Here is a 13,726-nt window from a genome sequence, read left to right as displayed (position 1 = left end):
AAAACGAGGTCATTTATCCAAGCTAACTTCAGTTAATGGGCATTATCTATAAACTGAACATAAGCCTGATAGCTAGCACCATCGTTTTGGGTTGAAAATGCCCAGCCCATTCGCTCGCAAATACGTTCAATAATAATTAATCCGCAGCCATAGCCTGATGTATCAGTACTTTGAGTGCTTAGTGGATTCAGTATCCATAATTGGTTGCTTTGCATCGTAATTTCAATGTTTCCGACACTGTAATTGAAAGCATTTTTAATTAAATTACCTATCACTATGTCAATAAAGCTCAGTGGCGCCTTGATGCTCAAGCAATCTTTAAGCGTTAAGCTGTAGGTGATTTCTTGCTTGGCAAAGTGTTGTGCCATCTCAGCTAAAATGTGTTCAAGGCGTGGTGCTAAATCAATTTGGCTGTAGTGCTGGGATTCAATGTCTTCTTTTCCGAGAAGTAAAAAGGCCTCGGTGAGCGTTTTCATTTGATGCCCTGCGTAATCAATACGTGTAATGGCTTTTTTGACCATTAATTGTTGAGCCTCGGTTGTCGCATTGGGGATTTTTTTGAGCAATTCGACCGAACCTTGGATCACCATAATGGGCGTGCGTAGTTCATGGGAGGCAAAACGGCTAAATTCTTGTTCCCGAGTGAAGTAGGCGGCAATTTTAGCTTTGTTGCTTAATAGGGTTTGCTCAATCTGGCGGGTTTCACGGTATGAAGTACTCGGTGTTGATGTCGGTCTTTTTGGTGATAGTTGATTGATTTTATTTTCAATCTCAGCGAGTGGACTGGATAGCAGACGTACAAAATACAATCCATACGCCATGATAAACAGGAGCAAACCTATCCCCATAATAGAGATCAAAATGTGCATTCTATCTTCATAACTATCAAGGAAATCGTCCGCGTCATCCTTATAAACCACATACAACAGCCCTTGCCCAGAAGGATGAGCGGATATCAAAAAGTGTTTATCTTCGTCACCCAGTTGATGTTCGTAAAATCCGGTATTTTGATAAGGTTGCAGCCAAGCTGGTACAAACTCTTTGCTCCAATATGTTTTCAATTCATTGATATCGGGGAGCTGTGCTTTATCACCAAACCTTTGATAATTCTTTAGATATTCGCGAGTCTCTGTGGCCAGCGTTTGCTCGAGGCTAATCTTCTCAATTTGTTCTTCGGCGATATAAATGAGGCTCCAAAAAATGGCAAACATCAAGCTAGTTAATACTAAAAAAGTGAGGCGGATTTTTTTATATAAACTCGGAAAATGCTCAGGGGATAAGTCGGTAACCTTGGCCATGGATAGTCTCTAATTTTGAGTCTGAAAAACCTTTATCGAGTGCACTGCGTAAGCTGTATATGTGGCTGCGAAGTGAATCACTCGAAGGAGCATCATCTCCCCATACTGTATCTACCAATTGCTCTTTACTCACGATAGCGGGCGCATGTTTTAGTAACAGTGAAAGAATGGTGCGCTGAATTTTACTGAGCTTAATTTCTTTACCAGCACGGGTAACTTGATGGGTTTGTAAATTTAAACTGATATCACTGAAGCGTAAAATACCCACATCTAAACGTGGGCCACGATTATGAAGTGAATGCAGTCGTAAGCATAATTCTTCCATCGCGAAAGGTTTATTTAAAAAATCATCCCCACCAGATGTAAAAGAATCAATTTTATCCTGCAGGCTATCTTTGGCGGTTAAAAATATAATCGGTGTATTACAATAAATTTCTTCACGCAATTTTTTGACCGTATTAATACCGTCTAATTTGGGCATCATAATATCCATTATGATGACATCGTAATGGTTTTGTTGAATTAAATTGATTGCACTTTCCCCGTGATATGCACAGTCGGCAATAATACCCTCTAGGGTTAAATAATCCATGATTGTTTCAATAACATCATGATTATCATCAACAATTAATACTTTCATCGGTTAATTCATTTCTTCACATTTGCTTGACGATCTTCATACTAAGATGCCCAGCACTGATTTAACAAGACAAAATAGGGAAGAAAATGAATAAACTCTTAGTCTGTATTACGGCCATTTTGCTGGCAGGTTGCGGTGGTAATGATTCATCAACAGATACCTCTAAACCCGATCCTATCGTTCCACAACCTACGTTACCCACAAAAATTAACGGTACAGTAACAAATGTTGCTTCTGACAATAATTCGATTACGGTCAATGGATATAACGTCAATATCGCTAATGCTAAGATTCACTATGGACAACAGCCGTTAGAGGTTAATGCCATTCAAATGGGGATGAGGGTCAAAATTGATAATGAAGGCCAACAGGCTAAAAATGTCATATTAGATCCAAGCCTCGTGGGTGAAATCAGTTCCGTTAATCAAAATACTATTGCCGTTAATGGGATTAATTTAGTCATTAAACCAGCGGACGCGACCCAGTATAAAGTAGGCGATTGGGTGGCGGTAAATGGTTATCCAACGGTAATGGGAGAATGGCAGGTTAATTCTATAAACCTTATCCCCAATTTTGCGTTTGCTGAAATCGAGGGACGTGTCTCTGGATTAAACAAGGCCACGCAACAATTCAATATCGGTTCGGCAGTGATTAATTATGCCACCGCACGTTTAGAAGGCAGCTTACAGGAAGGCGCATGGGTTGAAGTGGAAGGCCAGCAAAGTGGTGCTTCATTTTTGGCCTCTGAAGTCGAGGTGGAAGATACGGCGTCTTTTAATGATATGGAGCTAGAAGGGACTATTACTTGGGTCAACCAAGATAAGACGCAGTTTGAGCTTAATGCCCGTACTCGACTCTATGTCACTACAAATACTCAATTTGAAGATGGCAAGCAAGCTAACTTGGTTGAAGGCAAGTTAGTCGATGTAGATATTCAATCTATGCCGCAGGGTTTATGGGCCAGAGAAGTTGAATTTGAAACATCACATGATAATGGTGGAATACCTCCAACCTTAGGTAAAAAGTTCGAGCTAGAAGGTCTGGCGACACTGACCACCAATAATCAGCTACAAATTAATGGATTTACATTTGATATTGATGCCAGAACTCAATTCGATGACGGTTTAACCTTAGCGACACTTGACCAAAAATGGATTCAAATAGAAGGTGTTGAACTCGCAGACAACCAGTGGTTAGTGAAAGAAATTGATCTTGAAGTGCGAAGCAATGAGCTTGATTTGTCGGGTTTAGTGATGCAAAAGACCTTGTGGGGCTATCAAGCGACTGATGCTTCATTAACGCCATTTGAAGGCAAATGGGTTGATGTCGAATGTCAGTTCGATGGCTCTAATATCCACAATTGTCGAATCGACGATTAAACACAAATAGAGAAATTAAGTGAATAAACGTGTGGTTTTAGGCCGCACGGTTTATTTGGCTTTGCCCAATCCCCAAGCTGGTTTCAATATCTTCTACACTCTGCTGTACTTCTTGGGCGATGACCTCACTCTGCAGTGAACTGGTTTGCGCTTGTTCTTTTAAACTATCCATAGTGCGAACAAATTCATCGAGATAATCGACTTGCTCTTTGGCATTGAGCGAGCCTTGTTTGGCGGTATTCGCCATTTCACTTGCTTGGTTTTGCACTGTTTGCGCCACTTGCCACAGGCTCTGAGCACGCAGTTTCTGGCTGCTGGTGGCCTGTGCTATGCCATCGACACTCTCACTGAGCGCATGATTTGATTGGGTAAGTTGTTGCAGAATTTTCACGATCTCATTCAAAGACACTTGAGTGCGTTGGCTTAAATTACGTACTTCATCGGCCACCACGGCAAAGCCGCGACCTTGCTCGCCAGCCCGCGCAGCTTCGATGGCAGCATTAAGGGCGAGTAAGTTAGTTTGTTCGGCAATATTGCCAATCACATCAATGATTTTCGATACATCCGTCACTGAGTTATTTAGGCTTTCAAGGGACGAATGGCACAGACCTACCGCGGTTTGTGTTTGCTCGGTTGCGCTCAATACCGCCTCTGCTTGTGCTTGACTCGACTGCATTTGGCGCATGGTTTCGGCCGCGCTGTCTTCCACGAGTGCCGAAGTGTGGCTCACCTCATTGGCGAGGCTGCGGATATGTTCGGTCTGTGTTTGCGTATCGGCCACAATTGTTTGGGTGTGCTCTGTGTGCTGCGACAGCTGAGTAATTCGCGCAACCAGTTGGCTTAATGATTGAGAAACCTTAGTGATTTGCTGGCGTTGCGCCTCATCTTCCTGTTCAAACCTTTGCAGCAACTGGTTGAAATGACCTGCGATTTGGCCCGTCTCGCAGCGACGATTAATATCTAAACGCTCGCGGCTGTTCGATTCGCTTAATTTCATAAAGGCTTGATTAAGACGTTTCAGCGGTTTGACGACGCGATTTTGCTGCAGAATTAAATAACCTATGGCAAACAAGGCCATGATGGAAACCATAGTGTAGAGGATTAGCTGTAACTCATATTTCAGCTGCTGGTTCTTTGCTGCCTGAGCCTCACCTAAGCCAATAAGCTGTTGTTCCACATTGCTAATCGCTTGAATGAGTTGATCTTGCATCTCTTGGTTGGCTTGCAGCAACTGGTGAGTATTGGCGACTTCTTTGTTGTATCGATTGGCGAGACTGAGCAGTTCACTGCGGTCACTTTCGCCGACTTCAATCTGTTCTGGTTCGCTGGCACCGAGGGCAAACTCATCGGCTTCTTGCTGCTCATATACACCGATTAACGGCAGAGCGCTGAGGGTGTCGTGCCACGTATTTAGCTCTTTGCTGGTGCAGTCTAAAATGCCCTTGAGCTGCTGATTTTTACCGATCAGATAACCATCGGTCAACTGGGAAAGTTGGTAGACGATAGAAGGTAAATCGCGGCTCAATTGCAGATATTGTTCGGCGACCGCCGCATTTGTGGCTAAGCCTTTATCGGCATAGCTGCCCAGACGACGGTTATAGTCGAGCATTTCAGATTCGGCGTGGGCGAGCAGTTGCCTAGGGTTGCCAGCGAGTTTACCCGCGGCGCGGTACTTGGTATCTAAATCTTGAATGAAGTTGCTTAGGCTGGCTTGCAAGTCATTGTCGGTAGCGCCCATGGCTGCGAGGTTAAGCTGCGTGAGCTGGTTCTTAATGGCGCTGAGTTTGCTTTTCGCTTGTTCAAGTTGGCTAGCGTTGCCACTGGCTAAATAGCCATCGAGATCGCGGCGTACACCGACGAGAAAATCCTGCTGAATAGCTTGTAATGTAAGTGTTTTCTGCTCAATTTGTTGCCGCTGATCACTGCTCCACAGCACTACGGCTGCTAGCAATCCCGCGAGCAATAACAACAGGGCAGAAGCAGAAAGCGACAGCGTTGAAATTTTCATTTTGCAATCTTCATAATGGTCAGAGCCAGTAACTGTGCTGAGTTTATGAATTTAAGGTGACATTAATATGACAAGTGCTCACTTGGATGTCAGCGTTGTCATTTGATTTGCAAATATGTGATCTCGCGTTATTCCAGCGGCAGCCACACTTGGGCTTTTAAACCGCCTTCGGCGCGGTTGGAGAGTGTAATTTGCCCTTGGTGTCTATCGATAATCCGTTTGATGATGGCGAGGCCTAGGCCCGAACCAACACTACCACGGGCGATATCACCTTGGGTAAAAGGTTGAAATAGTTTGGTAATTTGTGACTCATCGATCCCTGGGCCGTTATCTTCAACGCTAAAACCGATACGTTTACCATCGAACTGTGAGCTAATGCGGATCCAGCCAGAACCATAGCGAAAGGCATTTTCGACTAAGTTACTCAGTACCCGCTTGATGGCAATCGCTTGGAATTGGGCTTCGGGGCAGTCAGTTAACACCACTTCAATTTCACCAGCGCGATTGGCTTCTGCTTGAGCGATATCTTGAATGAGTTTATTGATTTGGCCTAGCTCACGGCTGGTTTCCTGATCTTGGCGAATATACGCAATAAATTGGCTGATGATGGCGTCCATATCTTCGATATCATTGACTATGCCATCTTTAAGATATTGATCTTCCTCAACCATCATCTCAGAGGCGAGGCGAATACGGGTGAGCGGCGTGCGCAAATCGTGGGAGATCCCCGCCATCAATAGCGCTCTGTCCTGCTCCAGTTGCTTCATGCTGTGTGCCATCTGGTTGAAAGCATTGGTAACTTCGACAATTTCACTCGAACCTTTTAGCGGCAAGGGATCGGGAAATTCACCGCGGGAGACTGAAATCGCAGCTTTTTGTAGTCGCCTAAGTGGGCGGTTTTGCTGGCGAGCAAACCACCATCCCCCAGCGACACTGAGTGCGCCAATCACCATTAAATAAAGGGTGAGTGGCGAAAGATCTGAAACATTTTGGCCGATAAGTGGCACTTTTATCCAAATCGAGGGCGCCTGTGGTGGACGGATCCAAATCTGTAATACGCTGCCATGGGTGACGCGGACTTCAGCATCGCCACCAAGATATTCCGACATCTGCGATGACCAGAAACCATAGTAAGTGGCTTGCTCAATACCCGCTTCATGCGCTTGCTGTTGATTGTAGATTTTCATGCCATCGTCGTGGACTTTGGCATTAAGGGCATCGACTATGGTTAAGTGTTCGCGGCCAATATCTATGCCGTCGACAAACAGTAATTTGACTTGGCGAGCGATTAACTGATTAATTTGTTGGTAACTTGGCTTAAGTACATAGACGGCGACCGTGACGTAAGACACCAACTGATTGATCAGTAATAGACAACCAATCAGCATCACGGTTTGACTAAATGCGCTGCGAGGAACAAACCGCCACCAAAACTTAGCTTTCATCGTGGGCTCAATAACCGCAGGAGATTAAGATGGCAACGCGGCTCATCGACGCGCGGCACCATCGGGTACAAACACATAACCTAAACCCCAAACCGTTTGAATGTAGCGAGGATTCGCGGGATCTTTTTCGATTAAGCGGCGCAGACGTGACACTTGCACGTCGATGGAGCGTTCTAGCGCCGAATAATCGCGGCCACGGGCGAGGTTCATTAACTTATCCCGAGACAAGGGCTCGCGTGGATGGGTGACGAGCACTTTAAGTACGGCAAACTCACCGCTAGTGAGTGCGATGGATTCGTCGCCGTGGTACATCTCACGGGTGGCTAAATCTAGCGAGAACTCACCGAAGCTAATCTGTGCTTCCTGCTGGGCTGGCGCACCGGGCACATCTTGGGTTTGGCGACGCATCACGGCTTTGATCCGCGCGAGCAATTCCCGTGGATTAAAAGGTTTTGGCAGATAATCGTCGGCGCCTAACTCTAGGCCAATAATACGGTCGACTTCATCGCCCTTGGCCGTCAGCATCACGATCGGAATAGGATTACCTTGCTGGCGCAAACGGCGGCAGATAGACAGGCCATCTTCACCGGGTAACATCAAGTCGAGCACGAGTAAATGGAAGTTTTCGCGTTCTAATAGGCGGTCCATCTGCTCGGCATTGGCCGCGCTACGCACCTGATAACCTTGCTCCATCAGGTAACGCTCGAGTAACGCTCGCAGGCGCATATCATCATCGACGACGAGGATTTTCGAGGTTTCTTGTCCCATGGGATGTCCTTTAATTGCTCAGATTGGTGCTTACTTCTACTGATGAGAAACAGTTAAGATTAACCAACTGGCTGAAATTGAAAACGAATCTGCCTAATATAGCCGCATTTAACCAAGGCGACTAGCTCACCTTAGTAACTTGAATGCGATAAATGCTGACATTGATTGCCCAATGTTAATATTAAGCAAATGAAATTGCATGGGAATACTCGCGTTTATTCACGCTATAGCTGAAATTGTAACTAAATTGGCATCAGTAAAAGAGGTGATTTAAAAGCCATTATGCACAGAGATGATTTAGTGGATAGAAATAGTACACATACTTTGATGAATGTACTATTTGCACGTTCAGCTCATAAAGTCATCACAGAACTAAGAACCGTTGTTAGCTCCATAACCATAAAAAGTGGTTATGGAGCCATCTATGGAAATAGAGCTCCAATCATTGATTGTTACAAGCGGTTTGAGACAGTTTACTTCCAATTAATCATATCGATTAAGGGCGTTGAATCGCTATTGGTTCCTGGACACTTAAGTAATGCTCCTGCTGTCGCTTGGTACTCAGGCTTGATGTGCTCTTGTATCCAGCCTTGAGCTCTTATTAGATCCTTACCCATGAGCCCGAAAATACGTTGTGGGTTTACAACTGGGGCATTTGGGAAGAAGTCACCGCTAGTGGCTTCAATCATGCTCAATAAAATGGCGTAGTTATCGTGGTTTTGGTCTGCGAGTGGATCCCCGTTTAAAATCGCATTTGTTAAATGCGCTGTGGTGTACTCTGGCGTGCAGACAATACCATTCTCGCCATCGTTATAATCCGCCGCGACCAGATTTTCCACATCAATATGATGCACATGGCTGCCTTTATAGGTTAGATTTTCAGGTTTAATATCGTGCAGGAATATCTCCTCGCTATGTAAGGAACATAAATCTTCTAAGAGTGATTTAAAGTGAATTAAGGGAATCTTGTCCCCTTGTTCAATTAATTGCGCTACTTCAATGCCACCATTATGGGCAATCATGGTCGAATCGTTTACATAAATAGAAGGACAAATTGAAGGATGCGATCTAAGTTGGTTCATTGCTAATTGGTTGTATTTATTTTTATCTATATCAAACGTGTCATTATGAATATGTAATTGCACAAATTGACTATCTTGGCGTACTAACTGTTTGTAGGTTCCTTTCCCAGCAGGTTGAAACTTAGTTGGTGTTTTTGCGACTAATTCGGTTTGTGCATTATAGAAGTAGCTACGTCCTGCCTTAGCATTTGTGAGTGATTTAATACCTACTGTATTGAGCTCTTTTTCAGCTTTTTTTTGTTGATAAGAGCGATAACTTTTTTGTATTAGCTGAGCCGCTTCGATTTTCACTCGATGGAGAGATTTTTTGACATTGTTGATCTCTGCGAATGAACTTATCGTTTTCACAGGCTTTAGCGTATCAGCTCTACGTTGGGAAAGTTTTACGATATTGAGCGTGTTAGGTATAGCTGCGAATTGATTGTAGCTTTTATAGCTGGAAAAATTAGAATAATTGCTTGTATGAATCGGCATTATCAAATCTCTGAATGGAATATTAATACTAAAATAAATGAAAATTTTATTAATGGTTAATGGCAAATGATGAATAAAAAATGATTAATTTACTTGCACAATCCTAATTTTTAACTAACTAGTGATTACTTTTACTTGTCTAAATAAACAGAGTGATTAAGTCATTCCACTTTTACTCAGAATATTTCAGACAAAGTCTGTGTGTCCCTCTTCTACTTATTTATATAGTGATGGAGTAGATAGTTAATTGCTCACACATTTATAACATTAGTGAGCCTATGATCAGAGGAGTACCGGATGCCAATTTCCAATCACATCATCAATCCACCTTCATCAGATATCAAGAGTGAGGGCGTCAGTAACGCCGCAACTGATAAACTCGAGATTAAGCAGGTGAGTAATAGGCCTAGTATAAAAAAGCGTTTTTTATCGCTGTTTCAATCTATCCGTCTTAAATCTCGCTCGAAGAATGGCAAAGAAAAGTCAGTTGCGAATAAACCGCTTCAGTTAGCCAAACCAGCCCAAGTTGCCAAAATGGCAGTTACAGCGCCGAAGCAAAATGCGGATTCTAGACTGTCATTAATGCAAGCGATTCGTGATGGCGTTGAGTTGCGATCGGTAACGGCAGATCAGAAAGCGCGACCTGTGACGCCCAATGCCGATACTTCATTTTTACAAGAAGTATTGAAAAAAATGCAAGACGCTCGGATGGTTTTATCCAGCCAAAGTACTGCACCATCCACAGTGCAAGGAGATATTCAGCCTCCTGTCGCATTAACTATGGCAAGTGGTACATTGCCACCGCCACCGCCACCGCCACCGCCACCTTTGCCGCCACCGGCTCCGATCCTGCCAGTAGGTGCGATGGCAAGTGACGTGGTTGCGCCGTCAGGTGGAGGAAAGGACGCTTTGCTAAATGCAATTACAGGTTTCAATAAAAACAACCTTAAAAAAGCAGTTACTGGAATCAAAAATGACGATGTTCAGGCACCTGCAACAAAAAATGAGCCCATGGATGAACTCTACTCTGATGAATTACTTAAAACAGCGCCCAATATGAATCAAGCTAATAGAGAGTTGCTCTGCCAACAAATTAGTGATTATGTTGTCAATGCTATGGAGGTTAATTGGGAAGGCATTTTACTCGATCAATATGGGCAGTATGCGGATATTGATGCGTTAGAGGCGGCAATGAACGGGCAGTCTAAATCGATTTCAAGTTATTGGGCCGAAGTGAAACGTTTTCCTGATCTATGGAAGCGAGCCGATGTTGTGTCTGATCAGCCTTTCCAGACGCAGCGTAAAGGTGTTGCCACTGAAACGATGAGTCGCCTCGATTCAGGAAAAACACGGCTTTTCCGCTCGGATAGTAGCCGTGGCGCCATTGAGATGAAAAAAGGGGAAGCCATTTTAGATGGGGCTCGTCGCACAGCCAATCAACTGACGACAAATGAAGAAAAATTGAATTTACTAGGTAGCAATTACCGTCAGTCAGCACTCAAAGTTCTTACAGAAATGCCTTTTATGGAAGGATTCGCTACTAAGAATGGTAAAGATGCGCAGGCAAAATTGGAAAAGCAATTCATGGAAAACATCCATGGAGCCGACAGTCTTAAAGCAGATATATCAAGATTTCTATCGATTCATATGAAAACTGGATTTGAAGACTTTACCTTTTTAGGACAGGAGGCTTTGGTCAAAAAACAGAGTGAGTTAATAAAAACATTACAATTAAAACTGGGTTATTCTAACAGTTAAGCTAAAAATAGTAAGTCGGGTCTAAGTAGATATTTTGGGCCTGGCTTATGACTTAATGTATATAGATTTGTAAACATAAACATATGTGTACACATTAATAAATTAAGTTTCAACACTAAACTTTCCTAAAGGTAAATTTTTAATTTAAAATAATTAAGGTGAGTATAATAAAGTGTGTCATATTTTAAAGTATGAATATTTAGGTTTTTGTTAGTTATATTCTCTGTGGTTCCCGTAGTTCCTTATCACCTTCTAAGCATATCAGCACAATGTACTGTAATCTTAATAATTAGTATTTACATTCGGCAGCTTGATACATTTGGTTTCGTTTGTTTTTCCATTGTTTTCAAAGCTGCAAAAGGTCCGCACCTTGTTTTTTGAGTGTGTTTTTTTCGATTTTTTTCTGGTTAATTCATCTTTTTTTGGCGATTTTTTATTACTTTATTCTGAAAAAAAGACCACAATGTAACTCTGAGTTAATTTTGTGATGAACGAGTAATTCTTAGGAGGAATAGCAATGGCAAGAAACTATGCGTTAGGAAATCAGATGGTTTTTGATGTGCTTAAAAGACAGGTTAGCACTGAGGATAATGTAGTTAGCATAGGTGGACGTGAGGCTGTAATATTAAAACTACTATGTGATCATGTAAATGAAGTTGTAGGTAAGGAGTATATACAAGAAAAAGTTTGGGGTAAGGTTTTCGTGAGTGAAACATCATTGACCAAAGCCATTTCTAATTTAAGAAAATCTCTTGCGCAATTTGATAACTTAGCGTGCGAAATAAAAACCATTTCTAAAGAAGGTTATATACTGATTCTGGATGAAAGTGTTTCAGGCGTTTTAATTGAAGAGGAATATCCGATTTTTGAGATAAAGAATATTAAGCAGAGTCGTAAAGAATCCTTAAGTAATATCAATGTTTCTCCATATTCAATCGAACGAAATTTATCAATTCGTACTGACATACCAATGAGAAATATATATTTTTTATTGGTATGTTTTTTCTCTGCTCTTCTTGCATCTATGTTAACAGTAGGAGCAATAGTCGTTTTCAATAAGTTTTTTTAAAATTATATTTCACGTAAATTTAAACTTATGCGTGCCAAGATTCATATTGGTTGACTTTTGTTTTTTAAAATAAGAGTTGATTCAATCTAAAAGATTTTTAGTGTAATTTTTCACGTTCAAATTCAACCTTGAAACGAAATGAAATCATACGCAAGATTGTCTTAAATATTCTACTAGTATTCTATAATTTATGGGCTTCTCTACAGAGATTTGAGCCAAGGATAAGGCTTTTTTGCTCCTTTAAAGTCACTTTTACATCTTGGTATAAGCGCGACTGTTGGTTGTTATACATGTCGTTCGGTGATAGTTATTTTTTACGGATTTTTTCATAAGTAATCTGGTGATATTGATGTGCAGGATGATGGATAATTAAAGCTTAACCTCTAGGAGATATTATGCTTTCATTAAACAAACTAGCTGCATGCGGACAGACTGAAACATCTGAAATCATGGATAAAAAAAATATTGATTTAGATGTCAAAAAAATTTCCCACATTGAGAATAAAGATCCCATTGTTTCTTTAAGTAAATTGTTGAGTCCAAAACCTTACCAAAAAGTAAAAGTAGAACTAAAAAGCGGCAGTGAAATTTTTTCTTCTTTAATTAAAAATAAATTAATAAATGGTAAAAGTACTGCTTCTGAACGGGCTCTCGATGCAATGGCATCTAGTTTAACTAATATTCTTAATACGGCAACAGATGATGTAGATCTAAGTGGGAAGAAGGTATATGTGAAAAACTTTCTTCAATGCGATCAAAGTAAGCCTGTCAAAGTGACATCTGATCAATTTACACTTGTGCATAAAGCAGAGATCTTTTCACGGTTATCAGTATGTTTTGATGGGTTTATGAATTCTAACCAAAGTGATTTATCTGAACGTTTGAACACAATCAGAGACAAATTATCAAAAAATGAAAAATTGAATGAAAGTGAAGAGAAACACTTATTTGAAAAATTAACTAAAGATGCATTGAAGGACACTCAAGGTAATAACCTTTATACAAACAAACTCTTGAAGCCAGAAAATTTAGTGTTAGAGTTTCCTGGTGATGCTGCGGTTGTTAAAAATGAAACTGAAGCAAGAAATAATAAGATATTAGTTGAGAATTTTGGCTTTCCTAGCAGCCTTTTAGATAGACCAAGCGCTAAGCTCCATGAAACCTATGCATTAAACGCATTTATGAGTGAAAAAGGTGAGCCAGTTGATTTAGGTCAGCTTTTTGGTGGTGCCTTGCAAGGTATTATGCGGGACCCTGTCGATTCCAGTAAAAGTAAAAGTGGCTTATTTAATGAGGGGATTTTAGCTTCTGGGGGGTTACATTTTGATTTTAAGCCTAACGAAAAAATGTATCAAAATAATATCGATACGTTAGGCCAAGATATACTTGATTTAGCTGTAAACCTCAATATGGATAATTTCAGCCGTCCTGATATGGAGGGTTTCACTGCCGGTGTATCTGGAAATGCTCTGCATTATACCATTCAGACAGCTAAACTCTGTCGTGCCACTAATGCTACATTTAATTTCGAACAAGTGCTTGATGTATGCTTAGACCACTTAGTTGGTGATAGCGTAAAGCAGCCTGTGCATCATAGTTTGCCTGAAGTGATACAGGGGGCATATATAGCCAATATGCTAATAAATAAAGGTGTATTGGATAAAAATGATAAAATTATGAAGCATGATGAAATGTATAGTAGTTTAAAGAGTGCCATTTCTGATGCAGATAAAAAAATCACAGACTTGATGGCAACGACTTATCGTAGGTAATGAGTTAGTCTCTGGCATTAATTGATATCACAA

General features: G+C 41.5%; 10 protein-coding genes. 4 read left to right on the top strand and 6 right to left on the bottom strand.

Going from position 1 to position 13,726, the window contains the following annotated elements:
• Positions 1-32 precede the first annotated feature (32 nt).
• Together GWI56_RS06395 and GWI56_RS06390 are read right to left on the bottom strand one after the other, a co-directional pair.
• Complete coding sequence (locus GWI56_RS06395) at positions 33-1,298, bottom strand: HAMP domain-containing sensor histidine kinase (protein WP_198572429.1); 1,266 nt, start codon at positions 1,296-1,298, stop codon at positions 33-35.
• Positions 1,270-1,938, bottom strand: a complete 669-nt coding sequence (locus GWI56_RS06390) for a response regulator transcription factor (protein ID WP_131525518.1) — start codon at positions 1,936-1,938, stop codon at positions 1,270-1,272. The genes GWI56_RS06395 and GWI56_RS06390 overlap by 29 nt, the downstream gene beginning before the upstream one ends.
• A gap of 86 nt (positions 1,939-2,024) precedes the next feature.
• On the opposite strand from GWI56_RS06390, the gene GWI56_RS06385 reads away from it, so the two are divergent.
• Complete coding sequence (locus GWI56_RS06385) at positions 2,025-3,317, top strand: DUF5666 domain-containing protein (RefSeq protein ID WP_198572428.1); 1,293 nt, start codon at positions 2,025-2,027, stop codon at positions 3,315-3,317.
• A 37-nt stretch (positions 3,318-3,354) separates the two neighbouring features.
• On the opposite strand, the gene GWI56_RS06380 is transcribed toward GWI56_RS06385, so the two are convergent.
• The 4 genes from GWI56_RS06380 to GWI56_RS06365 all read right to left on the bottom strand — a co-directional run bounded on the left by GWI56_RS06380 (position 3,355) and on the right by GWI56_RS06365 (position 9,094).
• Positions 3,355-5,325 carry a methyl-accepting chemotaxis protein gene (locus GWI56_RS06380; RefSeq protein ID WP_198572427.1) on the bottom strand — a complete coding sequence of 657 codons (1,971 nt, stop codon included), beginning with the start codon at positions 5,323-5,325 and terminating at the stop codon, positions 3,355-3,357.
• Positions 5,326-5,453: 128 nt separating this feature from the next.
• On the bottom strand, positions 5,454-6,770 hold the full coding sequence (envZ, locus tag GWI56_RS06375) for a two-component system sensor histidine kinase EnvZ (RefSeq protein WP_198572426.1): 1,317 nt from the start codon (positions 6,768-6,770) through the stop codon (positions 5,454-5,456).
• 42 nt (positions 6,771-6,812) lie between these two features.
• On the bottom strand, positions 6,813-7,538 hold the full coding sequence (gene ompR, locus GWI56_RS06370) for a two-component system response regulator OmpR (protein ID WP_006079507.1): 726 nt from the start codon (positions 7,536-7,538) through the stop codon (positions 6,813-6,815).
• 473 nt (positions 7,539-8,011) lie between these two features.
• Positions 8,012-9,094, bottom strand: coding sequence for a hypothetical protein (locus GWI56_RS06365; RefSeq protein WP_173497855.1), 1,083 nt, complete (start codon positions 9,092-9,094; stop codon positions 8,012-8,014).
• Between the two features lie 297 nt (positions 9,095-9,391).
• Here GWI56_RS06365 and GWI56_RS06360 point away from each other — a divergent pair, with 297 nt between their 5' ends.
• From GWI56_RS06360 to GWI56_RS06350, 3 genes are all read left to right on the top strand, one after another.
• On the top strand, positions 9,392-10,852 hold the full coding sequence (locus tag GWI56_RS06360) for a WH2 domain-containing protein (protein ID WP_198572425.1): 1,461 nt from the start codon (positions 9,392-9,394) through the stop codon (positions 10,850-10,852).
• Between the two features lie 517 nt (positions 10,853-11,369).
• Complete coding sequence (locus GWI56_RS06355) at positions 11,370-11,921, top strand: winged helix-turn-helix domain-containing protein (RefSeq protein ID WP_173497857.1); 552 nt, start codon at positions 11,370-11,372, stop codon at positions 11,919-11,921.
• Between the two features lie 395 nt (positions 11,922-12,316).
• Complete coding sequence (locus tag GWI56_RS06350) at positions 12,317-13,693, top strand: hypothetical protein (RefSeq protein ID WP_198572424.1); 1,377 nt, start codon at positions 12,317-12,319, stop codon at positions 13,691-13,693.
• Positions 13,694-13,726: the final 33 nt, after the last annotated feature.

Origin of the sequence: Shewanella sp. DW31 (assembly GCF_015767295.1) — a bacterium.
Taxonomy (GTDB): Bacteria; Pseudomonadota; Gammaproteobacteria; order Enterobacterales; family Shewanellaceae; genus Shewanella; species Shewanella oncorhynchi.
Note: the sequence above shows the minus strand (reverse complement) of the source record. Positions and strands in the feature narration are given on the sequence as shown.

Coding starts and splice junctions, on each gene's coding strand:
- GWI56_RS06355 (WP_173497857.1), top strand. CDS start 11,370: ATGGCAAGAAACTATGCGTTAGGAAATCAGATGGTTTTTGATGTGCTT.
- GWI56_RS06390 (WP_131525518.1), bottom strand. CDS start 1,938: ATGAAAGTATTAATTGTTGATGATAATCATGATGTTATTGAAACAATC.
- GWI56_RS06365 (WP_173497855.1), bottom strand. CDS start 9,094: ATGCCGATTCATACAAGCAATTATTCTAATTTTTCCAGCTATAAAAGC.
- GWI56_RS06385 (WP_198572428.1), top strand. CDS start 2,025: ATGAATAAACTCTTAGTCTGTATTACGGCCATTTTGCTGGCAGGTTGC.
- GWI56_RS06395 (WP_198572429.1), bottom strand. CDS start 1,298: ATGGCCAAGGTTACCGACTTATCCCCTGAGCATTTTCCGAGTTTATAT.
- GWI56_RS06360 (WP_198572425.1), top strand. CDS start 9,392: ATGCCAATTTCCAATCACATCATCAATCCACCTTCATCAGATATCAAG.
- GWI56_RS06380 (WP_198572427.1), bottom strand. CDS start 5,325: ATGAAAATTTCAACGCTGTCGCTTTCTGCTTCTGCCCTGTTGTTATTG.
- GWI56_RS06350 (WP_198572424.1), top strand. CDS start 12,317: ATGCTTTCATTAAACAAACTAGCTGCATGCGGACAGACTGAAACATCT.
- envZ (WP_198572426.1), bottom strand. CDS start 6,770: ATGAAAGCTAAGTTTTGGTGGCGGTTTGTTCCTCGCAGCGCATTTAGT.
- ompR (WP_006079507.1), bottom strand. CDS start 7,538: ATGGGACAAGAAACCTCGAAAATCCTCGTCGTCGATGATGATATGCGC.